Origin of the sequence: Streptacidiphilus fuscans, assembly GCF_015690355.1 — a bacterium.
Classification (GTDB): Bacteria; Actinomycetota; Actinomycetes; order Streptomycetales; family Streptomycetaceae; genus Streptacidiphilus; species Streptacidiphilus fuscans.
Genome location: NZ_JADPRT010000025.1, coordinates 44,660 through 67,764, shown reverse-complemented (window position 1 = coordinate 67,764; position 23,105 = coordinate 44,660). Strand labels below are relative to the sequence as shown.

Genomic DNA, 23,105 nt, shown 5'->3' with positions numbered 1-23,105 from the left:
GCGTCGGCGTACGATCCGTAACGCACGAGCGGCGAAAGGGATGCGGAAGTGAGCGAGGGAGAGCGCGCGACGCGGCGGCGCGGGGCGGAGCTGGAGGAGGCGATCCTCCAGGCCGCGGCCGAGGTGCTGACCGAGTCCGGGGTCGCCGGACTGACCATGGACGAGGTCGCCCGTCGCGCCGGGACCAACAAGAACGCCCTCTACCGCCGTTGGCCCAACCGCGTCGCGCTCGGCGCTGCCGCCTACCGCCGACTCGCCGCCGCCGAGCCGGTCCTCCCCGACACCGGCACGCTGCGCGGCGACGCGCTGGAGCTGCTGCGCCGCGCCAACACCACCTGGTCCTCGCCCTACGGCGAGATCCTGCGTGGGCTGATCGCCGCGGCCGGTGGCGTCCCTGAGCTGCTCGCGGAGTTGCGCGATCCGTCGGCGAGCGGCAGCAGCGGCGACGGGAGCGAGGGCGGGATCGACTCCGCCTGGCTGACGGTCCTCGGCCGGGCCGTCGCGCGTGGTGAGGCAGCCCCGGAGGCGCTGCACCCACGGGTCGCCGGCGTGCCGACGGCGTTGCTGCGCAACGAGTACGTGACCCGCGGTGTCCCGGCAGCGCCGGACGAGGTGTTGGTGGAGATCGTCGACGAGGTCTTCCTGCCGCTGGTGCGCGGTCGCAGCGTCTGACGTGCCGGGACGTGTGCTTCGGCGGGTGGCCGATCTGATGTGCCGACCGCACACAGCTGATCGAGGCTACTCTCCCGATCATGGCTTTGAGACCTGAAGAGTTCTACGACCGCGCCCGCACCGCCGCGGACAGCGAGGGCCGGCTTCCGTTGGCGCGGATGACCGGTTGGGGCATCAGTCCCTTCGAGCAGGACGGGCTGCGGGTCTCGTCGCTGCGCCCGCCGGTCCTGCCCGAGCCCGACCGGCACGGAGAGGACCCTTCCGACTGCGGCGACTGCCGCGCGCGGGACGAAGGCGTCTGGTTCGACGAGCGTTGGCGACTGGCCAGGATTCCGGGGGTCGGCGTGCCGCTGGTGCTGATGCTGTACCCGCGCGAGCACTGCGACATGGCCGATCTTTCCGACGAACTCGCCGCCGAGCTGGGGGTGTTGACCACCCACATCGTCCGTCACGTGCAGGCGCTTCCGCACGTGTCCCGCGCGCACGTCTACCGGATCGGAGACGGCGCCGCACATCTGCACATCTGGTTCTTCGCCCGGCCCGAGGGCCAGGCACAGCTGTACGGGTCGTGGCTCCCGGTCTGGGACGACCTGCTGCCGGAGTACCCGGCGGACGTGGCCGACGCGGACGCGTCGGCCGTCGCGGATGCGTTGATCGCGTCCTACGGTGGGAGCCGATCGGCCCTCGGGGACCCGGGGCAGGACTCCGCCGCCAGTTCGCGCCTCTGAACTCGGCCTCCTCTCGGACTCGGGCGAAGGTCAGCTGTCCGGGTGGCCCAGGTGCGTCGGCGCGAACATGCGCAGAATGGCGGGCAGGACCACCACGGACGGCCCGGGCGTGGACAAAGCCGCGGCCAGGTCCTCGCCGAGTCGCTCGGGTGAGGTCGCCACAGCCGGTACGCCGAAGGACTCCGCGAGGCGGACGAAGTCCGGACGGGTCAGCTCGGTGCCGGTGGCCGCGCCGAACGAGTCGGTCATGTACTCGCGCAGGATGCCGTAGCCGCCGTCGTCCACGATCAGCCAGGTGACCGGGAGGTCGTGCTGGCGTGCGGTGGCCAGCTCGGCGAGGGAGTACATCGCGCCGCCGTCGCCCGAGACGGCCAGCACGGGGCGTTGCGGTGAACCGGCCCGCACCTCGCCGCCCTGCGACGACTCGCCCTGCGCCGCACCGGTCGCGTCGGGGTTCAGCGCCCAGGCCGCGCCGAGCGCGGCCGGGTAGGCGTAACCGAGGCCGCCCGCGCCCTGGGCGGACTGCATGGCACCCGGCCGCCGCGCGTCCCAGGCCGACCAGGCCCAGTAGCCGAGGATCGTCATGTCGAAGAACGCCGGTGACTCGTCCGGAAGCGCGTCGCGTACGGCGGCCAGGACCTGTTGCTCCAACTCCAGCCCCTGGCTGTCGATCCGCTCGCGCACCTGCTTGAGCAGTCCGGCCGTCCGCGCCTCCGCCCGGCCGTCGGCGGGGCGTTGGGGGACCGCCCGGCACAGGGCCGACAGGGCGAGGGCGGCGTCCGCGTGGATGCCGAAGGCCGGATGGTTGGATTCCAGCTTGCCCGCGTCGGCCTCGATCTGCACGATCCGGCCGCGCGGAGCGAACGTGCGGTAGTTGCTGGACAGTTCGCCGAGACCGGAGCCGACGACCAGCAGCACATCCGCGTCCTCGAGGAACTCGGTCGTGTGCCGGTCCTCCAACCAGGACTGCAGCGAGAGCGGGTGTTCCCACGGGAAGGCGCCCTTGCCGCCGAACGTGCACGCGACCGGAGCGCGCAGCAACTCCGCGAGCTCCCGCAGCTGTTCGCACGCTCCGGCCCGCACCACGCCGCCACCAGCCAGGATCGCGGGCCGCTCGGCCGCGGCGAGCAGCGCGGCGGCCTCGGCGACCAGCTCGGCTCGCGGCTGCACGGCCCGGGGCTCGGCCCGCAGGTCGCGCACCGGCGGCACGTCCGTCGGCGCAAGCAGCACGTCCTGCGGGATCTCCACCCAGACCGGGCCGTACGGCACGGTCAGCGCCGACTCCCACGCCGCCGCGATCGCGGAGGGGATCTGCGAAGCGCTGCGCGGGGTGTGGACGGACTTCACCACGTCCCGGAAACTCGCCTGCTGGTCCACGAGTTCGTGCAGGTAGCCGCGGCGTCGGCCGCCGAGCCCGGCGGAGGGGATCTGGCTGCTGATCGCCAGCACCGGGGCGGACGCGGCCGCCGCCTCCTGGAGCGCCGCCAGCGAGGTCAGCGCGCCCGGGCCGGTGGAGAGCAGCAGCGGTGCCACGGTCCCACGGAGTCGGGCGAAGCCGTCGGCGGCGAAACCGGCGTTGTTCTCGACCCGCAGGCCCAGGTAGCGCAGTCGGCTGCGGCCGAGGGCGTCGAAGAGGCCGAGGGCGTGCTGTCCCGGCAGGCCGAGCACGCTGTCCGCGCCGAGCGCGGCCAGGGACTCGACGACCAGGTCGCCGCCGAAGCGCGCGGCGCGCGACGGGGTGGTGGTGCCGCGCGATCCGGTGGTGCTCACTCAGGTTCCTTTCGCAGTAACGGTGTTCGCGAGTACGCGGTGTGGTCCTGCCGAGGTGCGCGGCGGGATCAGACGGCGGGCGCCGCAGCGGGTCGGCCGTCGCCGGTCGTCGCCGGTCCGTCGGTGCCGGGCGTGGGCTGTCCGGCGAGGCGCAGCCGCCAGGCTTCCAGTCGTGCCGCGTCCGGAGCCGGCGTCAGCAGGCTGACCACGACGTACGCGAGCAGGCTGATGCCGAGGCCGTAGTAGATCGGCTCGTTGGCGAGCACGCCCTTGGTGGCCATCAGCACGATCACCGTGCAGCCGCCCACGACGATGGAGGCCAGCGCTCCCTGGAGGTTGCCGCGCCGCCACACCAGGCCGCCCAGGATCGGCACCAGCAGGCCGCCGACCAGCAGGTTGTAGGCGACGGTCAGGGCGGAGACGACGTCGCTGAGCAGGCAGGCGATGACGGTCGCGGCGACGCCCAGGACGAGGATGAAGACGCGGTTGGAGCGCACCTCGTCCCGCACCTTGTCCCGCTCCGCGACGGCCGTTCCGTCCGCCCGGCGGGCCTCGCGGCGTCGGCTGACGCGGCGCCAGATGTCGTTCTCAGCCACGGTCGCGGAGGCGATCAGCGCTCCGCTCGCGGTGGACATCATCGCCGACAGCGCCGCGGCCAGCACCAGGCCCTTGACCCCGGACGGCAGGGCGTTCTTGACGATGGTCGCGAAGGCGCTGTCCGCGCCGGGCAGGGTGGGGTAGAGCGCCCTGGTCGCGGTCCCGATCACCGCTCCGGCGAGCGCGTAGACGAGGCAGTAGACGCCCGCCACCGTGCCGCCGAAGGACGCGACCTTGTCGCTGCGGGCGGTGAACACGCGCTGCCAGATGTCCTGGCCGATCAGCATGCCGAAGGTGTAGATCAGCACGTAGGTGAAGATCGTCTGCCCGCCGATCGAGGTGGGGGAGAAGAACCCGTGCGGCAGTCGCGCCTCCATCCGCCCGAAGCCGCCCGCCTTGACCACGGCCAGGGGCAGCAGGAGCAGGAGCACGCCGACGCTCTTGACGACGAACTGGACCATGTCCGTCAGGGTGATCGACCACATGCCGCCGAGCGCCGAGTAGCCCACGACGATCGCGCCGCCGATGACGATGGCGGCCCAGCGCGGGATGTCGAAGAGCACGTCGAAGACGCTGGCGTAGGCGATGGTGGAGGTCACCGCGAGCATCAGCGTGTACATCCACATCACCACGCCGGAGATCACGCTGGCCGCGTCGCCGTAGCGCAGCGACAGCATCTCGGCGACGGTGTAGACCTTCAGCCGGGCGATCCGGCCGGAGAAGAAGACGCTCAGGGCCAGCAGGCCGAGTCCGATGGCGAAGACCATCCACGCGCCGGAGATCCCGTAGGTGTAGCCGAGGCGGACGCCGCCGATGGTGGATGCCCCGCCGAGGACCACGGCGGCCATCGTCCCGGTGTACATGGTCGGGCCGAGGCGGCGCCCGGCCACCAGGAAGTCGCTCCTGGACCGGGCACGGCGTCTGCCCCACCAGCCGACGCCGATGATTCCGACCAGATAGGCGACGATCACCACGTAGTCGACAGCCATGCAGGCCTCCGATCCGACCGCCTGGGGGGTGGCGGTCCAGCTGTGGGGGTGTTGGGGGTCTGCGGAAGAACCTAGGGCTGCCGCCGAGCAGCCAGGAAGTGTAGGTTTCCTCCATTCCCACGTGCTCTGGTGGACGATCTGCACACAGGCTCGCCCGCGACATCGACCCGGAAGGGGCCTGGCATGCCGGCTGATTCCCTGGCTGACTCGCCTGTGCTCGCCGGACTGACGGCGGTCCCGCTGGAGGTCGTCCTGTCCGACGCCGGGCTCGGCGTGCGCCAGGTGGCCGGGCCGGTCGAGGACCGCGAGGTCGCGATGGTGCACACCTCGGAGTGGGAGGATCCCAGCCGGTACCTGCTGGGCGGCGAGCTGCTGCTGACGGCGGGACGCCATCTCGGCACCGGGCAGGCCGAGTTGGACGCCTATGTGGAGCGCCTCGTGCGCGCGCGAGTGGCGGCGCTCGGCTTCGGCCTCGCTCCGGTCCACGACGAGGTGCCGCAGGAACTGCTCGCCGCCTGCGACCGCTGGGGGCTGCCGCTGCTGCTGGTGCCGCCCGAGACGCCGTTCGTCGCGCTCTCCCGCGTGGTCCACCTCGCCATGGCCGAGGCCCGCAGCCGGGAGCTGCGCCGGATGTCGCGCGCCCAGTCCGACCTCGCCGCGGCAGCGGCACGGCCCGATGCCGTCGAGGCGGTGCTGCGGCAGTTGGCCGCGCACCTCGGGGCCTGGACGGCGCTGCTCGACGGCGACGGGCACGAGCTCGTCGCCTGCGGCGCACAGCCCGGCGACGGGGCGCGGCAGCGTCTGCTCGCGCTCGCCCGTGCGCGGGGACGCGTCCGCGCCGCAGGGAGCCGCGTCCCGGAGGCGGCCGTCGAGCACGTGGGCGAGGCGCAGCTCATCCTGCACACCGTGCCGGGCGCAGAAGGCAGCGGCGCGGAGAGCAGCGGCGCGCTCCAGTTGGCACTGGTCACCGTGGGCCGTCAGACGTCGGTGGACCGGTCCGTCGCCGGGATGGGCGTCGTCCTGCTCTCCCTGCTGACCGGCCCGCGTCACGCGCTCGGTACCGACGAGTCCGCGGCCGGAGCCCTGCTGCGCGCCCTGCTGGGAGCGGGAGCGGAGGAACTCGCCCCGCTGCTCCACCCGTCGGGCGACGCGGCGGCGTCACGCTGGTTGGTGGTCGCCGGGCGTCGGTCCGCCGCGCGGGCGGACGGTTCGGCGCGGTCGGCACGTGTCCACCTGGCGGCGCTCGGCACGGCGCTCGGCACCTCCTACCTGGAGGTCGACGGAGACTCCCTGCGCGCGGTGATCCCGCTGCCGGAGTCGGGCGACGCGGGGGACTTCCCCGACGCCGTCCGGCTCGGCTGGACCCTCGGCGTGAGCGCACCGGCCGGGACCGAGGACCTGCGCGCGGCGGCTGCGCAGGCCGAGCGCGCCCTGCACCGCGCGCTGGCCACCGACCGTCGGACGGTCCGTCACCCTCGGGACGAGGCGGGCGTGCACTCCCTGGTCGACCCCGACGAGGCCCGGACGCAGGCCAGGAACCTGCTCGCGCCGCTGCTGTCGGCCGGGCCGCCGGGAGCCGACGTCCTGCTGGAGACCCTGCACGGTTGGCTGTCCACGCACGGCAGTTGGGACCGTACGGCTGTGGCCCTCGGCATCCACCGCAACACCGTCCGCCAGCGCGTCGCTCGCGTCGCCGCGCTTCTCGACGCGGACCTGGACGATCCGGGGACCCGGATGGAGCTCTGGTTCGCCCTGCGCTGGCTGGGACGGGCGTAGGGGCTGGTATCTACGGCCGTCAGCGCCGTGTGCGTGCGAGTCTGCGGCGCACCAGGCGCTCCACGACCGCGAGCGCCAGTGCGAACGCCGCGAGCAGCGCCGCACGCCGGACGACGGGAAGCAGGATCGGGCCGAGGTCGAGAGCTTCGTCGCTGCCGGGAACGGGAGGCGGCGCGGGCTCGGCCTCGGTCGCGACTTCGGGCTCGGCCTCTGCTGTGGGCTCTGCGGTCGTCTGTGCAGAGGCTTCGGCGGGTGGCGGAGCAGCGGTCGCGGAGGCGAGTTGCGCCGACAGCCGGTCGGCGAACTCGGCGATGACACGGTCGCCGATGTCGGCCATGACGCCGCGTCCGAACTGGGCGGGGCGGCCGGTGATGGTCAGGTCGGTGTCGACGTCCAACTCCGTCGTGCCCGGTGACCGCTCGTGGACCGCGACGACCAGCGTCGCCTGCGCCGTACCCGCGCCGCGCTGTTCGCGGCCCGAGGCGTGGACGAGCACGCGGTGGTGCGCGTCGTCGCGCTCGTCGACGACGGCGCGGCCCCGGTAGGCGACGGTGATCGGGCCGACCTTGACCGTCATCGAGCCGTAGACGGTGTCGTGATCGGCGCGGTCCACGTGGTCGACGGCTGCTCCGGGCAGGCACGGCGCCAGGTCCTCGATCTGGCCGAGCGCGCGCCACACGTCGTCCGTGGGAGCGGGGACGGTCGTCACATGGTGCAGCTGCATGGTCAACTCCTCGCGCTCGTCGGCACGTTCGCCGGGACCGGGCGGTGGACCGCGCCGGTCGTGGCGGAGAGAGCGGTGCCGGTGCCGCCCCAGCGAGTGGAGACGATCTCCGCCGCGATCGAGACCGCCACCTCCTCGGGCGTCCGCGCGCCCAGGTCCAGGCCGATGGGCGCACGCAGGCGGGCCAGCGCGGCCTCGTCGACGCCCGCCTCGCGCAGCCGGGCCAGCCGGTCCTCGTGGGTGCGGCGGCTGCCCATGACGCCGATGTACGCGGCGGGTGTGCGGAGCGCGACCTCCAGCAGCGGGACGTCGAACTTCGGGTCGTGGGTGAGCACGCAGATCGCCGTCGAGCGGCTGACCTCGGTCTCCGCGATCGACTCCAGATAGCGGTGCGGCCAGTCGACGACCACCTCCACCTGCGGCGGGAACCGGCGCGCGGTGGCGAAGACCGGGCGGGCGTCGCAGACCGTCACCCGGTAGCCGAGGAACGCGCCGAGGTCCGCGACGGCCGCCGCGAAGTCGATCGCGCCGAAGACCAGCAGGCGCGGCGGGGGAGCGAACGACTGGAGGAAGACGGTCACCCGGTCCATCCGGCGCTCGCCGTTCGGGCCGTAGTGGCGCTGCGCGGTCATGCCCTGGGCCAGCTCGCCGCGCGCGTCGGCGGTGACGGCGGCGTCCAGGCCCTCGGCGCCAAGCGACCCCTCGACCCGGTCCGGCCAGACGGCGAGCACCGAGCCGACGGCGGTGTCGTCGGGTGAGGCAAGGACGGAGGCGACCGCGACCGGCTGTTGCTCGGTCACGGACTCGGCCACCGCGCCGAACGCGGGTTCCAGCGTGGCCGAGACCGGCCGGACCAGCAGGGTGATCTCACCGCCGCAGGTCAGCCCGACGGCGAAGGCGTCGTCGTCGCTGTAGCCGAAGGTCTCCAGCCGGGCCCGGCCGGTGCGGACGACCTCCTGCGCCAGCTCGAAGACCGCGCCCTCGACGCAGCCGCCCGAGACGCTGCCGACGACCTCGTCGTCCGGGCCGACCGCCATCGCCGCGCCCGGCGCACGCGGCGCGCTGCGGGTCACCCCGACGACCGTGGCCAGCCCGAACTCCGCGCCCGCCGCGTACCAGCGCCGCAGCGCGGGCAGGATCTCACGCATCTGCCGCTCCTCTCACCACGGCGGCCAGGTGCTCCAGGGCCGCGAGGCTGTGCCCCTCGACGAAGACGTCCACACTGGGCAGCGCCGCCGCCATGCCCGCCGCGAGCGGCGCGTAACCGGGGTGCGCCTTGCGGGGGTTGGCCCAGACGACCCGGTGCGCGAGCCGGTGCAGCCGCTGCATCTGCGCCGCCAGGACGGCCGGGTCGCCGCGTTCCCAGCCGTCGGAGAGCAGCACCACCACCGCTCCCCGGGCCATCCCGCGCCGGCCCCAGCCGTGCAGGAATGCCTGCAGCGTCTCCCCGAGCCGCGTCCCGCCGCTCCAGTCGGGCACGGCGTGGCTGAGTGAGGCCATGGCAAGGTCAGGTTGACGGTGCGTCAGGCAGCTGGTGACGCGGGTGAGTCGGGTTCCGAGCGTGAAGACTTCGGTCCGCGCGGGTGAGCCGCCGCTGACCCTGGCAGTGCGCGCGGCACGAGCGGCACGAGCGGCGGGGGCGGCGCTGGCGGCATGGGCGAAGCGCAGCAGCGCGTCGGCGTAGGGGGTCATCGACCCGCTGACGTCGACCAGCAGCACGACGCGGCGCGGCGAGCGCACGCGGTTGCGGCGCAGCAGGCGGACCGGTTCGCCGCCGTGGCGCAGCAGGTCCCGCATGGTGCGCCGGACGTCCACCTCGCCCCGGGCGTGGCGTGACGGGCGGCGGCGCGCGGTGCGGCGGGTCTCGCCGCCGAGTGTGAATGCGGCGAGCAGACGGCGCAGTTGGGCGCGTTCGGCAGCGGTCATGGCCGCGATGTCGCGATGCCGGAGCACCTCCGCCGAGCCGGCCAGCGCGGCGAGCGGCCGGTCGGCGGCGGGTGAGGGCTCACCCTCGCCGACCGGCTCGACGCCGACGGAAAGCCGCGGCCGTGGGCGCAGCGGCAGCGGGCGGCGGCCGTCCACGCCGCGCGGCCGCACGCCGAAGTAGGCCGAGAAGACGCGGTCGTAGCGGTCCAGGTCGTCCCGGTCGCCGCAGAGCATGAGCCGTCCCGCCCAGTACACATCCCGCCGCAGCGCCGGTCCGAGGACGTCCAGCGCGCCCAGGAATCCGCGCACCTGCTCGGGGGTGACGTCCGCCCCGGCCGCCCGCAGCGTCCGGACGAACCCGACCGCGACGGTCGCGGCCTCGTCGGCGCTGATCACAGGGGACTGTGATGGGGCAGCGGAGGAGGACGGCGGCGGGTCGACCGTCTCGACCAAGCCGCTCACGACGCACCGCCCGGCGCCGTGCCGGACGCCGTGCCCGAGGCCACCCCGGCCAGGAGCGCCGTCAGGTCGAGGCCGCGCGCCTGCTCGATGTCCTCGTGGTACTTGAGCACCGCGCCCAGCGTCGCCGTCGCCAACTCCGCGTCCAGCGCTGTCGCGCCCAGCGTGTGCAGCGCCTCAGCCCAGTCCAGGGTCTCGGCCACGCCGGGCGGCTTGAGCAGGTCGCGGGCGCGCAACGCCCGGACGGCGCGGGTGACTTCGACGGCCAGGCGTTCCGTCACCTCCGGCAGCCGTCGCCGGACGATGGCGACCTCGCGGGCGAAGTCGGGGTGGTCGAACCAGTGGTAGAGGCAGCGCCGCTTCAGCGCGTCGTGCACCTCACGCGTCCGGTTGGACGTCAGCACCACGATCGGAGGCCGTTCGCCGCGCAGCGTGCCCAACTCCGGGATGGTCACCGTCCACTCCGACAGCAGCTCCAGCAGCAGCGCCTCGAACTCCTCGTCCGCGCGGTCGATCTCGTCGACCAGCAGCACCGACGGCCATGTCTCCAACGCGCGCAGCAGCGGACGCGCGATGAGGAAGCGCGGGCTGTAGAGCTGCTCCTCCAGCGCGGCGGTGTCGCTCGCGCCGCCCGCGCCACCCGCCTCGGCGACCTTGAGGTGCAGCAACTGCCGTGGGAAGTCCCAGTCGTAGAGTGCTTGGGCGGCGTCGATGCCCTCGTAGCACTGGAGTCGGATCAGCGGCGCGTCGAGCGCCTGGGCGAGGGCTGTGGCCAGCGCGGTCTTGCCCGTGCCGGCGTCGCCCTCGCAGAAGATCGGACGGTGCAGGCGCACGGCCAGGAAGCAGGCGACGGCCAGGCCCTCGTCGACGAGGTAGCCGGTCTCCTCCAGCTGGGCCCGCAGCGCCTGCGGGCTCGCCGGTTCGCTCCGGTCGCCGAGTCCTTGGTCGCGCTCCGCTTCGGCTCCGCTGCGCTGCCCCTCAGCTCGCCGCTCGGAGCCCGCGCCCGCGCCCGCCGCCGTCCCCATCCGTGTGCCCGCCCGCCTCAGAGCGTCCCGGCCGCGGCGTCCCCGGCGGCGGCCAGGACGGCGCGGCGGGTCAGCACGCGGGCCAGGTGCTCGCGGTACTCGGCGGAGCCGTTCAGGTCCGTCGGCGGATGCGCGCCTTCGGCGGCCATGGTCGCGGCGCGCCCGATCGCCTCCTCTGTCGCGGCGGCGCCCGCGAGCGCCGTCTCGGTCAGGTGCGCGCGCATCGGCCGTGGGCCCATGTTGACCAGGCCGATCCGCGCTTCGGCGATTCCGCCGCCGTCCCGTCCGCCAGGTTCCAGGCGCACCGCCGCCGCGACGCCGACCACCGCCCAGGCCTGCGCGGTGCGGTGGAACTTCTCGTAGTGGAAACCCCAGTCGCCGAGCATCGGCAGCCGGATCTCGGTGAGCAACTCGTCCGGCCGCAGGGCCGTCTGGAGGTAGTCGACGAAGAACTCCGCCGCCGGGAGGGTGCGGTAGCCATGCGGGCCGAGCGCGACCATGGTCGCGTCCAGCGCGAGGCAGACCGCCGGGAGGTCACCGGCCGGGTCCGCGTGGGCGAGCGAGCCGCCGAGCGTGCCGCGATGGCGCACCGCCGGGTCCGCGACGGTCGCGGCGGCCTGGGCCAGCAGCCCGGCGTGCATCCGCACGCGCGGGTCGCGGACGACGTCGTGATGCGTCGTCATCGCGCCGACGATCAGTTCCCGGCCCTCCTCGCGGACGCCGCGCATCGACTCGACGCCGCCGACGTCGACGAGGAGTTCGGGGAAGGAGAGCCGCAGGCGCAGCATCGGCATCAGGCTCTGGCCGCCGGCCAGCACCTTCGCCTCCGGTCCGGCCTCGGCCAGGACCCGGACGGCCTCCTCCTCGGTCTGCGGGCGCGCGTAGTCGAACTTCGCGGGGATCACGGCGCGTCCTCCTTCCGGTCGCCCTTCCGGTCGCCCCTCCGGTCGCCCCTCCGGTCACCGTCTGCGGCAGCGTCCCTGACGGCCCGCCAGATGCGCTCCGGCGTGCAGGGCATCCGCACGTCGCGGACACCGAGCGGGCGCAGCGCGTCAATGATCGCGTTGACCACGGCCGGGGTGGCGGCGATGGTGCCCGCCTCGCCGACGCCCTTGACGCCGAGCGGATTGGACGTCGCCGGGGTCTCGGTCCGGTCGGTGACCAGGTCGGGCAGGTCCGGCGCGGCCGGGACCAGGTAGTCCGCCAGCGTGCCGGAGACCAGGTTGCCCGCCTCGTCGTAGACGGCCTCCTCGTAGAGCGCCTGCGCGATGCCCTGCGCGACTCCGCCGTGCACCTGGCCCTCGACGATCATCGGGTTGACGACCCGTCCGACGTCGTCGACGCAGACGTACGAGCGGATCGCGACCGCGCCCGTCTCGGTGTCGACCTCGACCGCGCAGAGGTGGGTGCCGTGCGGGAAGGAGAAGTTCCCCGGGTCGACCAGGTGCTCCGCGTTGAGCGTCGGCTCCATGCCCTCCGGCAGGTCGTGCGCGGCGAACGCGGCGAAGGCCACCTCCTGGATGGACTTCTGTGCCTCCGGGGAGCCGCGTACCGTGAAGACGCCGCCTTCGAAGTCGAGGTCGTCCTCGCTCGCCTCCAGCAGGTGCGCCGCCAGCTTCCGCGCCTTGGCGACGACCTTGACCGCGGCCTCGTGCACCGCGATCCCGCCGATGACCAGCGAGCGCGAACCGTAGGTGTCCATGCCCTGCGGCGAGACGCGGGTGTCGCCGTGCATCACCTCGACGTCCTCGAACGGCACGCCCAGCGCGTCGGCGGCGATCTGGCTCCACGCCGTCACATGGCCCTGGCCGTGCGGGCTGGTGCCGGTGATCACCTCGACCTTGCCCGTCGCCAGCACCCGGATCGACGCCGCCTCCCAGCCGCCCGCCGCGTAGCGCAGCGAGCCGAGGACCCTACTCGGGGCCAGGCCGCACATCTCGGTGTAGGTGGAGATCCCGATGCCGAGGCGGACGGGGTCGGCGCTTGTCTCCGCGTTCGCGTTGCGGGCGCGCTGCTCGGCACGCAGGTCCTCGTAGCCGAAGAGCGCGAGCGCGCGGTCGGTCGCGGTCTCGTAGTCGCCGCTGTCGTAGGTCAGGCCCGCGATCGTGGTGAAGGGGAACTCCTCGTGCCGGATCCAGTTGCGCCGCCTCAGCTCCAGCGGGTCCATGCCCAGCTCGGCGGCGAGCTCGTCCATGGTCCGCTCGATCGCGAAGGTCGCCTCCGGACGGCCCGCGCCACGGTAGGCGTCGGTCGGGGTCCGGGTGGTGAAGACGCCCGTGCACCGGAAGTCGTAGGCGTCCATCTTGTAGATGCCCGGGTACATGAACGCGCCCAGCAGCGGCGTGCCCGGAGTGATGATCATCAGGTAGGCGCCCATGTCGGCGAGGATCTCGGCCTTCATGCCCAACAGCCGCCCGTCACGTGTCGCGGCGAGCTCGATGTCCTGGATCTGGCCGCGCCCGTGGTGCTGCGCCTGGTAGCTCTCCGAGCGGGACTCGGTCCACTTGACCGGCTGCCCCAACGCGCGGGCCAGCGCCAGCATGATCGCGTCCTCGCCGTACACCTGCAGCTTCGAGCCGAAGCCGCCGCCCACGTCCGGGGCGACCACGCGGAGCTTCTGCTCCGGGATGCCGGTGGTCAGCGCCATCATGATCCGCACGATGTGCGGGATCTGGGTGGAGGAGTAGAGGGTGTACTCGCCGGTGGCGGGGACCGGCACGACCAGGCAGGCGCGCGGCTCCATCGCGTTGGGGATCAGCCGTTGCTGGTGGTGGCGGCGGCGTACGACGATGTCGGCCGCCGCCCGCGCGGCCGCGTAGTCGCCGGAGGTCAGCGGCCAGGTGTAGCAGTGGTTGGTCCCCTTGTCGGCGTGCACCAGCGGCGCGCCCTCGGCGAGGGCCGCCTCCAGGTCCAGCACCGGCGGCAGCGGCTCGTAGTCCACCCAGACGTCCTCCAGCGCGTCCGCCGCCGCGTAGCGGTCGCGGGCGACGACGACCGCGACCGGGTCGCCGACGTAGCGCACCTCGTCGACGGCGAGCGGCGGGTGGTCGGGCAGGACCATGTCCTCCGTCACCTGCCAGGCGCAGGGCAGCGAGCCGAGCCCCTCGGCCAGGTCGCGGCCGGTGAACACGGCGACGACGCCCTCGCGCTCCAGCGCCGGGGTCGCGTCGACGCGGGTGATCCGGGCGTGGGCCATCGGGCTGCGCAGGATCGCCACGTGCAGCAGGCCGGGCGCGGACAGGTTGTCGGTCCAGGTGGTCTGCCCGGTCACCAACCGCGCGTCCTCCTTGCGGGTCCGCGCGCGGCCGACCTCGCGGACGGCGTCAGGTCCGGCTGGGGGACCGGTGAGCTGGTCGGTCATGTCACCGCCTCCTGACCGCTTGCCCGCGGCAGGTCCGCGCCCGCGCCACGCGGTTCGGGCGCGCCCTGGCGACGCAGCTCGGCCGCGGCGGCGAGCACGGCGCGGACGATGTTCTGGTAGCCGGTGCAGCGGCAGAGGTTGCCCTCCAACGCGTCCCGGACCTGCTCCGGGGTCGGGTCCGGGGTCTCCCTGAGGAGGTCGCGCGCCGCCATGATCATCCCGGGTGTGCAGTAGCCGCACTGCAGCGCGTGCTGCTCGTGGAACGCCTTCTGCAGGGGGTGCCAAGCACCGTCCTGACCGGCCAGCCCCTGGATCGTGGTGACCCGGCAGCCGTCCGCCTGGACGGCGAGCAGCTGGCAGCTCTTGACGGTCACACCGTCGAGATCGACGGTGCAGGCACCGCAGTTGCCGGTGTCGCACCCGATCGGCGTTCCGGTCCGGCCCAGCCGGTCACGCAGGTAGTGGATCAGCAGCAGGCGCGGCTCCACCTCGTCCAGGTGGTCCACGCCGTCGACGTTCACATGGATCCGGGCCGAGGACGCCCGGGGCATCGGAGTTGTGGCCATCTGCCCTCCTGAGCGATCGGGTCCTGCGACCCAGGGCCCGAAACGGCAGAAATCCGGCGGTATCTCTACACTAGGCCGCCGCCCGCAGCCCTGCCCGACAGCGTTCAGTTGCAGCTCCTCAGGGGCGCGGGGAACGGCGCGAGAAACCACTGACATGCGGATGGCCCTGCTCGTTCGGTGCTCTACCTGCGTGGGTGGCTTGTCGCGCCCACGCGGCGGAGCCGCACATCAGCAGAGCCCCGCGCCCCTGGGTGGTTGCAACTACCGGCGGGAGCGAGTGCTACCCCTCTTCCTCCTCCGCCCTCAGCTGCAACCGCAGCAAGTGTGCGGTGAGCAGCGCCTGCGCGAGGAAGCCCTCGACCGAGTCCAGCGCGTGATGGGCCGTGCGGGCGCGGCCGTCGTCCACCGCGGCCTGCGCCGCGAGCAGATCCGCCGCCGCGAGCGCGCAGACCGCCGCGCCCGCCACGCCGGGCGGGCCGACCGCCTCGTCCTCCTCGTCGCCGTCGACCTCGCCGACGACCTCCTGGTCCGAGGTCGCGTCGTCCGCGCCCAGCGCGGCGCCGATGTCGAAGGCCGTCCGGTGCAGGCGGTTGACCAGGACTGCCCGGTGGACATCGGGATTTTCGCTCTCGGTGCGCCAGCCGTCCTGGAGCTCGGACATGGCGTGCGGCGGATCCTCGTTGGGGTCGACGGCCGTGGCCACCTCGAACTCGACCCGGCCGAGCAGGCCGCCGAGCAGCTCCGGCAGGTCGTCCCGGGTCGGGCCGTCGGGCCGGTACTCGGGGTCCGCGACGACCTCCTGACCCAGCACGGACAGGGCCTGCACCACCTGGTCGACGGTGACGGGCGCGGGATTGTGCAGGTCCATGACGGCGGCTCCCTCGCGTACCTCTGCGTACATGACGGTTCGTCCACCCTAGAGCCTGCACAACCGGCTTAGCAGTGCTGATGGGGGCCGTTAGCAAATCTCGCGACAGGGAATCGCGTTGGCACGGCAGGGTGAACCCATGCTGCGGACGAAGAAGACGGTCATAGGGATGTCGGCGGGCGCGCTCCTGCTCGCTGTGAGTGCGTGCGCGTCGCCGCCAGCGGTGAATCGGACGGGTACGGCGAAAACTGCCGGCGTGGCGGCCACCACGGCCGGCACCACGACCGGTTCAACCGGCTCGGCAGGCTGGACCTTGCGGATGCCGAGCACGGTGGTGGGCCTCCGGCAGACGACCCTCCCGAGCGATGCGATGGCGAAGATCAACTCCACCCTTCAGCAGGACGCCGCACCGCTCGGCGTCACCGGCGGGACGCCCCTCGTCGCGGTCTACGACGATCCGCAGTACGACGTCTACGTCATCGTCGCGGGCTACAACGGCTCCGGGTTCGACCCGGCGAAGCTGACGACACTGGTCAACGTGGCGCCGAAGTTCACGGAGGACGGCGCGGGGGACCGGATCACCACGAACTCGATGCCGGTCGACCCCGGACCCCACGGTGGTGCCGCGGGCTGCGCGTCGGAGGTGTTGCAGAACGGCGATCTCGCGACCGAGAGCACGCTGTGCAGCTGGATGACGGCCACCACGATGGGCAGCGTCTCGTACTACCCGAAGCCCGACCATCAGCAGATGGTGTTCGGGACCGGCCCTGACGTCATCGGAAAGTTGACGCGGGACGTGCGGCAGGCCGTCGAGCAGCAGGGCTGACTCCGATGCCGAGTTCGAGGCTGACTCCGGGCGCGCACGCGGGCCTGGCGCGCTCCGCTGGCGCGCGGCGCGCTCGCTCGCGCGGCTGACCGGGCGTGCCGCGGGGCGACCCGGTTCGTTGACCCGGACGTGACTCCTGCGGAACCGTTTCCGCGGCGTGCGTCGAACAGCGCCGCGCGGTCGAGCGACACGCCCCTGTTCAACGCGATCGCCGCGTCCTGGGCGGCGGTCGGCCGCATGGTGCCGGGAAGCCCGGATCCGGAGTGGGACCGGCTCGTCGCCGCCCACTCCGTCGCCCCGCGTCGCCGCCGCCTGCTCCTACCAACCCCACGTCAGGACGCCCCGTGAGGCCGGCCCTGACCCGCCTGCCTACTGCCGCGCATGCGGCCCAGGGCACACCCTCGGGCGCGCCCCCGGGCACACCCCGTGCGCGCGTCTCGCCGCGCGCTGTCGGTCCGGCGTGATACGTACACATACAACAGGAATCGAGGGGAACCGAGGGGGAGTGGTGCAGCCATGACGACGGCACAGGACGCCGCGGACCTGCTGGCCCGTGTACGCGCGGAGCTGGCGCCGCGCGCCGACGAGAACCGGCTGATCGGGCGGATCGCGGACGGCAGCGCGCCGCCGGACGTGCTGGCCGCGCTCGCCGCCCAGCAGCGGCGAATCATCGCCAGCGACCGGCGCAGCTTCCTGCTGCTGGCGGCCAGGTGCGCGGACTCGCCGGGTGGGGCCTACTTCGCGGAGCTCGCCGCGGGCGAGAGCCAGGCGCTGGAGCTGCTGGCGCCCTTCGCCGCCGCGTGCGGGCTGGCCGACGACGAGAGGCTGCGCGCCCAGCCGCCGCTGGCCGGGTGCCAGGCGTACCCCGCCTATCTGGCCTGGCTCGCGCTCAACGGCGAGCCGACCGGGGTGGTCCTCGCGCTGACCGCCAACTTCGCCGCGTGGGGCGGCTACTGCGCCACCGTCGCGGACGCGCTCCGCAACCGGTACGGGTTCGGTGACCGCGCTTGCGCCTTCTTCGACTTCTTCGCCGCACCCGACCCGGAGGCCGACGCCCGCGCGCTCGCCGTGGTCGCTCAGGGTCAGGCCCAAACCCAAGCGCGTGCCGACGGCGACGTGCTGGAGTACGGCCGGATGCTCCAGAGCTACGAGCTCATGTTCTGGAACACCCTGGCCGACCTGGCCTCATGACCACAATACGACGGAGCGTCAGCTCAGCCCGAGGAGAGCGCCCGCGCCGTCGAGGGGCTTGAGGTCGGTGAGCCAGCGGGCGTCCGGGTCGTAGGCCGCGAAGAACGGGCGGCCGACGAGCTCCGGGTCGCGGGCCTGGACGTAGTGGAGGACGAATGCCCGCTGACCGGCCACGTCGGCCACCCCGTCGACCTGCACCTTGCCCGGCGTCGCCGACATGATCGGCCCGCGCACGGTCCGGGCCAGCCCGGAGATCTGCGCGTACGCCTCGCGGAAGAGGTCGTAGGCGCGGCCGAGCGGCACGGCGAAGTAGTCCTGCGGGCCGGTGTCCCGCTCGACGAACATGTAGTACGGGACGGCGCCGAGGGCGACCAGCCTGCGCCACATGACGGCCCAGTCCTCGGCCCGGTCGTTGACGCCGCGGATCAGCGGGGCCTGGCAGCGCACCACCGCGCCGGTGGACTGCACCCGCCGCAGCGCCTGCTCGGCCACGGCGGTCTCGAGCTCGCGCGGGTGAGAGTAGTGGGCCATCAGCGCCAGGTTGCGCCCGCTCTGCACCACCCGCTCGAACAGGCGCAGCAGGCCGTCGGCGTCCGGGTCGGTCAGCACCCGGTGCGGCCAGTACGAGAGCGCCTTGGTGCCGATCCGGACCGACTCCAGGTGCGGGATGTCCAGCAGCGGCTCGACGTAGCGGGCCAGGACCGAGCTGCTCATGATGAGCGGGTCGCCGCCGGTGATCAGGACGCTGGTGAGCTCCGGATGCGAGGCCACGTACGACCGCAGCGCCTCCGCGTCGCCGCTGGCCATCTTCAGGTCCGGCTCGCCCACGAACTGCGGCCAGCGGAAGCAGTACGAGCAGTAGGCGTGACAGGTCTGGCCCTGACGTGGGAAGAAGAGCAGCGTCTCCGCGTACTTGTGCTGCATGCCCTCGGTCGGAACGCCGTCCAGCATCGGGGTGTTGAGGTCGCGCTGGCCGCTGGGGTGCGGGTTGAGGCGCAGCCGCAGCTCGTGCACGTCCGCGCGGAGCCGGTCGGCGGGCGCGCCCTCGCGCAGCATCGTGGCGATGCGGTCGACGTCGGCGCGCGGCAGCATGTCCGGCTGCGGGAAGACCAGACGGTAGATGGGGTCGTCAGGGGCGGCCCGCCAGTCGATCAGCTCGTCGACCACGTAGGAGTTGGTCCGGAAGGGCAGCACCTCGGCCACGGCCCGGGCGCGCAGCCGGTCCTGGTCGTCCAGCCCGGCGCGCGCGAGCAGCGCGTCGAGGTGGGGGAGGGCAAGTGCCCGGAAGACTGGACGATCACCGTTCTGCACTGCCACGTTCTGCACCGCCACGTACTGAACCTCTGTCACTGCTCGATTGCGTTGCCCCTGCAGGTACCGCTGTTACTCCTGTTACCCCTGATACCTCCGGTTCAGACCGGCTCGGGCGGATCTCGTCCAGCCGGACGAAGACCTCGGCCTCCTCGCCGTACTTGTCACCGTACTTGTCGACGAAGGCCGCGCGGAGTCGGGCCAGTGAGTCGGTCTCCGCAATATCGACCAGCTCCAGCCGGAAGATCCGCTCCGGCCGGTCGCCCACCGTGACGTGCACCGGCCCGTCGCGGTGCCGGGCGAGTTCCACGACCAGACGCCGATCGCTGAGGATCAGGTCGCCGTCGCTGTCGACGTACTCCAGCCGCAGCGGCTCCCGTGCGCCTCCGTCGCCGCCCGCGCCGTCGCTGTCGAGGAACCGCACCTGCTTGGTCAGGACCTCCTCGACCGGCCGGGAGCGGGTCCACAACTCGGCGAAGCGTTCGGAGACGAAGGCGCCCAGCGGGGTGGTGATCCGCACCTCCAGCTGCTGTCCCTCGCCGGAGAGCCGGTCCACGGGGTAGAAGCTCACCATCATCCGCTCACCGCACCGGTACAGCTGGATGGAGGGCGCGTTGGTGTAGACGCGGACCTGGAGCTGGTCCCGGCGCTCGGCCGGCAGCCGCTCCTCCAGCTGCCGCAGGTCGCGCAGGTTCCGCATGATCTCGCGGCGCACGTCCGCGCTGAGCTCGTGCGAACGCTGCCGCGCGGCCAGCGAGTCGGGATCCAGCAGCATGACGCGGACCGTCGCGCCGCGTCCGATCGCGCTGCACGCGGCGTCGGCGAACCGGTCGGCGTTGTTGCCGGAGAGCAGGTACGAGAAGGTGTCCAGCACGCAGACGATGTCCTGGGTGTGGGCCACCTTGTCGCAGAACGACGGGTAGTCCAACCGCAGGTGCTCGCGGACGCGTTCCTCCTCCAGCCGGGTCAGGATCGGCTGGATGACCAGCAGCGTCACGATCGTGGTCAGCAGCTCGGGGGCCAGGTTCAGCAGCAGGTTCTGCCGGAAGTCCGGCAGGCCCTGGGCGAACCAGATACACAGGCCGACGCAGAGGCCCACTGCCGCGCAGATCAGCAGTACGCCCCGACGCACGCGGCTGTCCCCGAACACCCGCCACCCCCGTAGCCCGAAACCAGTACGGCATTGGTACCCCCGCTCGATGGAGGCATGCACCGGGGCCGAAGTGCTTTCCGGACCTTCACGTCAGCGAGCGGCGGCGCGACGGGCGGCCGGGGCGGACGGGGTATCGGTATCGGCTGGATAACGCCCCGAGTAACTTTCTTGACGCAAGAAAAGATGACCGGACACACTCTCGTCACCCGAGCGAAACGCAAGTCGGTGCGGATAGTTCTTGTCTGCCGCACCGGAGCAGAGGAGGGGAGTCCGGCCGTGACCTTCGTGCAGCGCCCGCCGGCCAGGCCCGCGCCCCCACCGCGCGTGCGGGTCACGGAACTGACGGACACTCCGACCAGGGCCGAGGTCTTCGCCCGGGTGCTGACGGCCGGTCCGATGTCACGGACGGCGCTCGCCGCCCAACTCAACCTGTCCGCCGCCACGGTGACGCGGGTGCTCGCTCCGCTGATCGAGGAGGGCTACCTGCGCGAGACCCCTCCCGAGACGGCGGCGGTCGGTCGCCCCAAGCGGCTGCTGCACGTCAACGCCGAGCGGCATCTCGCGGTGGGCATCAAGATCGCTCCGACGCATGTGGCGGCGGTGCTCACCGACATGGCCGCCCAGGTCCTCGCCCGCGCCGAGCGCCCCCTCGACGAGAGGAGCCCGAAGGCCGTACTGCAGACCGCAGTTGACCTCATCACGGACCTTGTCGTGGAGCTGACCGGCGAGGTGCCGGACGCGGCCGAGCGGCTGCTGGGCGTCGGCGTCGGCATGGGCGGACACGTCGATCCGCGCACCGGAGTGTGCCGCCGCTCCGCGTTGATGGAGTGGGACGACGTGGACGTCGCCGGTCCGCTGATGGACGCGACCGGGCTCCCGGTCGCGGTCGGCAACGACGTCAACGCGCTGGTGGTGGCCGAGCAGTGGTTCGGCGAGGGTCGCGACGTCGAGAACTTCGCCGTGGTCACCGTCGGTTCCGGCGTGGGGTGCGGGTTGCTGCTCGGTGGCTCCCTCTACACCGGATTCACCGGCATGGCAGGGGAGTTCGGACACCTCCCGGTCGACCCGGCCGGTCCGGAGTGCACCTGCGGCGCGCGCGGCTGCCTGGAGGCGCTGGCCTCCTCCGGTGCGGTGCTGCGCCGACTGCGCGGCGCGACGGGCGATCCGGGCTACGTCGACATCGACGCCGCGATGGCGCTCGCCAGGCAGCCACCGGGCAGCTCGGCCGAGGCCGGGGAGGCCGCACGGGACGCGTTCGCCGCCGCGGGCGAGGCGCTGGGCCGAGGAGTGGCCGGGCTGTTGAACCTGCTCGGCCTGCAGAAGGTGATCCTGGTCGGGGAGGGCGTGACGGCATTCGACCTCTTCGGACCGGCGATGACCGCCGCGCTGGAGCGGCACGCGTTCTCCAGCGCCGCCCGCGACTGCACCGTCCAAGTCGACCCCGTGACCGACGACCTGTGGGCGCGCGGCGCCGCCTGCCTGGTCATCAAGGCGACCCTGTCCTGATGATCCGTCATCGACCTATCCACCTAACCCTGTCCCCGATTCCGAACCGATTCCGACCTTCCGGACTTCTTGTCCTCACTCCACGGCTCCCCTATTGTCACCTGCCTGCCAGACCCGGCCGTTCGATCACTCGTCAGAACTCCGACTACGTACAGCAATCGGGATCCATTCGGGTGTCGATGCTGATCACCACCGTGAGGAGCGTCACGCATGTCCAGCAGTTCCCGCAATCGAGTACGCACCGTGACAACGGCCCTGGGAGCGACGGCTTTCCTGCTCGCGGTCACGGCCTGCAGTTCCAGCTCCGGCGGTTCCGGCTCGACCGGGGGAGCGCTGCCCTCGGCGTCGGGTCCCGCGAAGGGCACGATCACCTGGTTCGCCAACCAGTTCGGCCCGACCGGGACTGACGTCCGCAAGACGCTGATCGCGGCCTTCGAGAAGGCCAACCCGGGCATCACGGTCAACCTGGAGCAGGCCCCGAGCGACACCGACGCCTACCGCTCCACGCTGACGACCCAGATCTCCGGCGGCTCCTCCAGCTTCGACGTCTACAACGGCGACGTGGTCTGGCCCGCGCAGTTCGGCAAGGCCGGGCTCGCCCTGCCGCTGGACAGCTACCTGCCGTCCAGCTTCTGGCAGACCTTCTCGCCCGGACTGGTCAACGGCCTGAAGTACCAGGGCCAGACGATGGCCGTGCCGCTCTTCACGGACAACTCCTTCCTCTTCTACCGCAAGGACCTGCTGGCCAAGGCGCACCTGCCGGTCCCGACGACCTGGGAGCAACTGCAGTCCGAGGCCGCCCAGTTGCAGAAGCAGGGCCTGGTCAAGTACGGCTTCGCCGCCCAGTTCGCCTCCTACGAGGGCCTGACCTGTGACTGGACCGAGTTCGACGCGGACGCCGGCGGCCAGATCGTCGACTCCGGGGCCACCAAGTCGGAGATCAACTCGGCCGCCTCGCTGAAGGCGCTGAACTACATGCGCGGCCTGATCAGCAGCGGCGTCGCCCCGGCGGCGGTCACCACCTTCCAGGAGCAGCAGTCGGAGCAGCTGTTCACCTCCGGCCAGGACGCCTTCCTGCGCAACTGGACCTACGCGTACGCCGACTCCAACAGCCCGGCCTCCTCGAAGATCGCGGGCAACGTCGGCATCACCAACCTGCCGACCTTCGCGGGCCAGACCGGTCCCGGCTACTCGGTCACCGGCGGCTGGAACCTCTACGTCAACCCGCACAGCAAGAACCTGGCCGCGGACATCGCGTTCGTGAAGTGGATGGCCAGCCCCGACGCCCAGAAGATCATCGCGGTCCAGGGCGGCGAGATCCCGACGGTCGCCAGCGTCCTCGCCGACCCGAGCGTCCAGTCCGCCAACCCGGCGTTCCCGGTCGCGGCCAAGAACAAGCTGGTGACGCGCCCGTCCGACGTGGCCGCGTACGCGCAGGTCAGCCAGAGCGTCTACAGCAACATCAACGCGGCGCTGTCCGGCTCGACCTCCCCGTCCTCGGCGCTGTCGGCCGCGGACAAGGCCATCGGGACGGCCATCGGCGGTGGCGGCCTGTAGGAACCGGGCACCACATCCAGGAACCGAAGCCCGGCCGTGGGGCGGCAGTTGCGCCCGCTCCACTCCGTCCCGTCCCACGGCCGGGTCCCGCAGGCCATCC

Annotated in this window: 20 protein-coding genes; 8 read left to right on the top strand and 12 right to left on the bottom strand. The window is 72.6% G+C overall.

Annotated elements, in window-relative coordinates; genetic code table 11:
• The first annotated feature begins 48 nt into the window (after positions 1-48).
• Both I2501_RS37465 and I2501_RS37460 read left to right on the top strand, forming a co-directional pair.
• Positions 49-672, top strand: a complete 624-nt coding sequence (locus tag I2501_RS37465; protein WP_196198565.1) for a TetR/AcrR family transcriptional regulator — start codon at positions 49-51, stop codon at positions 670-672.
• 80 nt (positions 673-752) lie between these two features.
• Positions 753-1,400: a hypothetical protein gene (locus I2501_RS37460; RefSeq protein ID WP_196198564.1), complete on the top strand. Its 648-nt coding sequence runs from the start codon at positions 753-755 to the stop codon at positions 1,398-1,400.
• Between the two features lie 30 nt (positions 1,401-1,430).
• On the opposite strand, the gene I2501_RS37455 is transcribed toward I2501_RS37460, so the two are convergent.
• Both I2501_RS37455 and I2501_RS37450 read right to left on the bottom strand, forming a co-directional pair.
• Complete coding sequence (locus I2501_RS37455) at positions 1,431-3,170, bottom strand: thiamine pyrophosphate-binding protein (RefSeq protein ID WP_196198563.1); 1,740 nt, start codon at positions 3,168-3,170, stop codon at positions 1,431-1,433.
• Positions 3,171-3,238: 68 nt separating this feature from the next.
• Positions 3,239-4,756: a sodium:solute symporter gene (locus I2501_RS37450; RefSeq protein WP_196198562.1), complete on the bottom strand. Its 1,518-nt coding sequence runs from the start codon at positions 4,754-4,756 to the stop codon at positions 3,239-3,241.
• 183 nt (positions 4,757-4,939) lie between these two features.
• Between I2501_RS37450 and I2501_RS37445 the strand changes: the two genes are divergently transcribed.
• Entirely contained in the window at positions 4,940-6,532 is a 1,593-nt protein-coding gene (locus I2501_RS37445; protein WP_196198561.1) for a PucR family transcriptional regulator, read from the top strand.
• Positions 6,533-6,551: 19 nt separating this feature from the next.
• Here I2501_RS37445 and I2501_RS37440 read toward each other — a convergent pair whose 3' ends face one another.
• The 8 genes from I2501_RS37440 to I2501_RS37405 form a co-directional block, all read right to left on the bottom strand.
• Entirely contained in the window at positions 6,552-7,256 is a 705-nt protein-coding gene (locus I2501_RS37440; RefSeq protein ID WP_196198560.1) for an SRPBCC family protein, read from the bottom strand.
• 2 nt (positions 7,257-7,258) lie between these two features.
• Positions 7,259-8,404 carry an XdhC family protein gene (locus I2501_RS37435; protein WP_196198559.1) on the bottom strand — a complete coding sequence of 382 codons (1,146 nt, stop codon included), beginning with the start codon at positions 8,402-8,404 and terminating at the stop codon, positions 7,259-7,261.
• A complete protein-coding gene (locus I2501_RS37430) occupies positions 8,397-9,578 on the bottom strand; it encodes a vWA domain-containing protein (protein WP_196198558.1) in 1,182 nt (393 codons plus the stop codon). Before I2501_RS37430 ends, I2501_RS37435 begins: the two co-directional genes overlap by 8 nt.
• A gap of 62 nt (positions 9,579-9,640) precedes the next feature.
• A complete protein-coding gene (locus I2501_RS37425) occupies positions 9,641-10,666 on the bottom strand; it encodes an AAA family ATPase (RefSeq protein WP_196198557.1) in 1,026 nt (341 codons plus the stop codon).
• Between the two features lie 17 nt (positions 10,667-10,683).
• The gene (locus I2501_RS37420; protein ID WP_196198556.1) at positions 10,684-11,571 is read right to left on the bottom strand and encodes an FAD binding domain-containing protein; all 888 of its coding nucleotides are present in this window, start codon (positions 11,569-11,571) and stop codon (positions 10,684-10,686) included.
• The gene (locus I2501_RS37415) at positions 11,568-14,027 is read right to left on the bottom strand and encodes a xanthine dehydrogenase family protein molybdopterin-binding subunit (RefSeq protein ID WP_196198555.1); all 2,460 of its coding nucleotides are present in this window, start codon (positions 14,025-14,027) and stop codon (positions 11,568-11,570) included. Before I2501_RS37415 ends, I2501_RS37420 begins: the two co-directional genes overlap by 4 nt.
• Positions 14,024-14,593, bottom strand: a complete 570-nt coding sequence (locus I2501_RS37410; protein WP_236047972.1) for a (2Fe-2S)-binding protein — start codon at positions 14,591-14,593, stop codon at positions 14,024-14,026. Before I2501_RS37410 ends, I2501_RS37415 begins: the two co-directional genes overlap by 4 nt.
• Positions 14,594-14,873: 280 nt before the next feature.
• Entirely contained in the window at positions 14,874-15,461 is a 588-nt protein-coding gene (locus I2501_RS37405; protein ID WP_196198554.1) for a hypothetical protein, read from the bottom strand.
• A 256-nt stretch (positions 15,462-15,717) separates the two neighbouring features.
• Between I2501_RS37405 and I2501_RS37400 the strand changes: the two genes are divergently transcribed.
• From I2501_RS37400 to I2501_RS37390, 3 genes are all read left to right on the top strand, one after another.
• Positions 15,718-16,287: a hypothetical protein gene (locus tag I2501_RS37400; protein WP_196198553.1), complete on the top strand. Its 570-nt coding sequence runs from the start codon at positions 15,718-15,720 to the stop codon at positions 16,285-16,287.
• A 129-nt stretch (positions 16,288-16,416) separates the two neighbouring features.
• Positions 16,417-16,635 carry a hypothetical protein gene (locus I2501_RS37395; protein WP_196198552.1) on the top strand — a complete coding sequence of 73 codons (219 nt, stop codon included), beginning with the start codon at positions 16,417-16,419 and terminating at the stop codon, positions 16,633-16,635.
• Positions 16,636-16,803: 168 nt separating this feature from the next.
• Positions 16,804-17,478 (top strand): thiaminase II/PqqC family protein, encoded by a 675-nt coding sequence (locus I2501_RS37390; RefSeq protein ID WP_196198551.1) that lies wholly within the window; start codon positions 16,804-16,806, stop codon positions 17,476-17,478.
• Between the two features lie 18 nt (positions 17,479-17,496).
• On the opposite strand, the gene I2501_RS37385 is transcribed toward I2501_RS37390, so the two are convergent.
• Together I2501_RS37385 and I2501_RS37380 are read right to left on the bottom strand one after the other, a co-directional pair.
• On the bottom strand, positions 17,497-18,795 hold the full coding sequence (locus tag I2501_RS37385) for a KamA family radical SAM protein (protein WP_196198550.1): 1,299 nt from the start codon (positions 18,793-18,795) through the stop codon (positions 17,497-17,499).
• Complete coding sequence (locus tag I2501_RS37380) at positions 18,776-19,921, bottom strand: hypothetical protein (RefSeq protein WP_196198549.1); 1,146 nt, start codon at positions 19,919-19,921, stop codon at positions 18,776-18,778. Before I2501_RS37380 ends, I2501_RS37385 begins: the two co-directional genes overlap by 20 nt.
• A gap of 297 nt (positions 19,922-20,218) precedes the next feature.
• Between I2501_RS37380 and I2501_RS37375 the strand changes: the two genes are divergently transcribed.
• Positions 20,219-21,448, top strand: a complete 1,230-nt coding sequence (locus tag I2501_RS37375) for an ROK family protein (RefSeq protein ID WP_196198548.1) — start codon at positions 20,219-20,221, stop codon at positions 21,446-21,448.
• A gap of 210 nt (positions 21,449-21,658) precedes the next feature.
• Positions 21,659-23,005, top strand: coding sequence for an ABC transporter substrate-binding protein (locus tag I2501_RS37370; RefSeq protein WP_196198547.1), 1,347 nt, complete (start codon positions 21,659-21,661; stop codon positions 23,003-23,005).
• Positions 23,006-23,105: the final 100 nt, after the last annotated feature.

Excerpts from the sequence above, each read along its gene's own strand:
- I2501_RS37460 (WP_196198564.1), top strand. The coding sequence starts at position 753 with ATGGCTTTGAGACCTGAAGAGTTCTACGACCGCGCCCGCACCGCCGCG.
- I2501_RS37450 (WP_196198562.1), bottom strand. The coding sequence starts at position 4,756 with ATGGCTGTCGACTACGTGGTGATCGTCGCCTATCTGGTCGGAATCATC.
- I2501_RS37445 (WP_196198561.1), top strand. The coding sequence starts at position 4,940 with ATGCCGGCTGATTCCCTGGCTGACTCGCCTGTGCTCGCCGGACTGACG.
- I2501_RS37440 (WP_196198560.1), bottom strand. The coding sequence starts at position 7,256 with ATGCAGCTGCACCATGTGACGACCGTCCCCGCTCCCACGGACGACGTG.
- I2501_RS37435 (WP_196198559.1), bottom strand. The coding sequence starts at position 8,404 with ATGCGTGAGATCCTGCCCGCGCTGCGGCGCTGGTACGCGGCGGGCGCG.
- I2501_RS37425 (WP_196198557.1), bottom strand. The coding sequence starts at position 10,666 with ATGGGGACGGCGGCGGGCGCGGGCGCGGGCTCCGAGCGGCGAGCTGAG.
- I2501_RS37415 (WP_196198555.1), bottom strand. The coding sequence starts at position 14,027 with ATGACCGACCAGCTCACCGGTCCCCCAGCCGGACCTGACGCCGTCCGC.
- I2501_RS37410 (WP_236047972.1), bottom strand. The coding sequence starts at position 14,593 with ATGGCCACAACTCCGATGCCCCGGGCGTCCTCGGCCCGGATCCATGTG.
- I2501_RS37405 (WP_196198554.1), bottom strand. The coding sequence starts at position 15,461 with ATGGACCTGCACAATCCCGCGCCCGTCACCGTCGACCAGGTGGTGCAG.
- I2501_RS37390 (WP_196198551.1), top strand. The coding sequence starts at position 16,804 with ATGACGACGGCACAGGACGCCGCGGACCTGCTGGCCCGTGTACGCGCG.
- I2501_RS37370 (WP_196198547.1), top strand. The coding sequence starts at position 21,659 with ATGTCCAGCAGTTCCCGCAATCGAGTACGCACCGTGACAACGGCCCTG.